Annotated in this window: 1 protein-coding gene; it reads right to left on the bottom strand. The window is 71.3% G+C overall.

Annotated elements, in window-relative coordinates; translation table 11 throughout:
* Positions 1–424: 424 nt before the first annotated feature.
* Positions 425–1,402: an N-acetylneuraminate synthase family protein gene (locus ITI46_RS34440; protein WP_209243981.1), complete on the bottom strand. Its 978-nt coding sequence runs from the start codon at positions 1,400–1,402 to the stop codon at positions 425–427.
* Positions 1,403–1,424 lie beyond the last annotated feature (22 nt).

Genomic DNA, 1,424 nt, shown 5'->3' on the forward strand with positions numbered 1-1,424 from the left:
GGCCGCCGGTGCCTGCGGGGTGCGCCCCGGGTGGTTCGGTTTCTTGTGGGGAACTCGACGCAGTGGGGCGCGTTTCGGCCCCGTCGGCTCCTTCGAGAGAGCTCAGGTCCGCGGGCTGCGCCTGGGGCGCTTGGGCTCCTTGGGAGGGGCCGCCGGTGCCTGCGGGGTGCGCCTGGGGCGCTTCGGGGGGCGCGGCTCCGTGAGGGGAGCCCGCACCCGCGGGCCGCGGCTTGGGGGCTGCGACCCCCTGGGAGGGGCTGCCGAGGCCCGCGGGCTGCGCCTGGGGCGCTGTGGCTCCTTGGAGGGAGCGGCTCATCGCTCCTTGTGCGGAGCGGCTACGGGACATGTGCGCATACGCTCCGTTCCGCTGTGGGGGTTGCGGGGTTGCCCGCTCGGGCGGGCGGCAGGGTTGCTGCGTCAGACGTCAGACCGTCACCGGCTCGCGGTTCTGCGCGGTTTCGGCTTCCTCCGCGACGACACCCTTGACGCGGCGCAGCTTCCGCATAGGAGCCAGCTCGCTGTCGTACACCTTCTTGACGCCGTCGCCGAGGGACTCCTCGATGGTGCGGATGTCCCGCACCAGGCGCTGGAGGCCCTGCGGCTCGACGGAGGCGGCCTGGTCGGAGCCCCACATGGCGCGGTCGAGGGTGATGTGCCGCTCCACGAAGACGGCGCCGAGCGCGACGGCGGCGAGGGTGGTCTGCAGGCCGGTCTCGTGGCCGCTGTAGCCGATCGGGACGTTGGGGAACTCGTCCTGGAGGGTGTGGATGACCCGCAGGTTCAGCTCCTCGGCCTTGGCCGGGTAGGTGGACGTGGCGTGGCAGAGCACGATGTTCTCGCTGCCCAGCACCTCCACGGCGTGCCGGATCTGCTTGGGGGTGGACATGCCGGTGGAGAGGATGATCGTGCGGCCGGTGGCGCGCAGGGCACGCAGCAGGTCGTCGTCGGTCAGCGACGCGGAGGCCACCTTGTGCGCGGGCACGTCGAACTTCTCCAGGAAGGCGACGGCTTCCTCGTCCCACGGGGAGGCGAACCAGTCGATGCCGCGCTCGGCGCAGTGCTCACTTATGGCGCGGTAGTCGTCCTCGCCGAACTCGACGCGGTGCCGGTAGTCGATGTAGGTCATCCGGCCCCAGGGGGTGTCGCGCTCCAGGTCCCACTGGTCGCGCGGGGTGCAGATCTCCGGGGTGCGCTTCTGGAACTTGACCGCGTCGCAGCCGGCCTCGGCTGCGGCGTCGATGAGGGCGAACGCGTTGTCGAGGTCGCCGTTGTGGTTGATGCCGATCTCGCCGGTGACGTAGACGGGGTGGCCCGGGCCGACGAGCTTGTTGCCGAGGGTGCGGGTGCGGGGGGTGGCGTGGGGGTTGCCGTTGCCGTTGGTCTGCTGGGCGTTGCTGGACATGTTCACCATTTCCGGGGGTTTC

Source organism: Streptomyces oryzae (assembly GCF_017676365.1).
In the GTDB taxonomy this organism is placed as follows: Bacteria; Actinomycetota; Actinomycetes; order Streptomycetales; family Streptomycetaceae; genus Streptomyces; species Streptomyces oryzae.

Coding starts and splice junctions, on each gene's coding strand:
- ITI46_RS34440 (WP_209243981.1), bottom strand. CDS start 1,402: ATGTCCAGCAACGCCCAGCAGACCAACGGCAACGGCAACCCCCACGCC.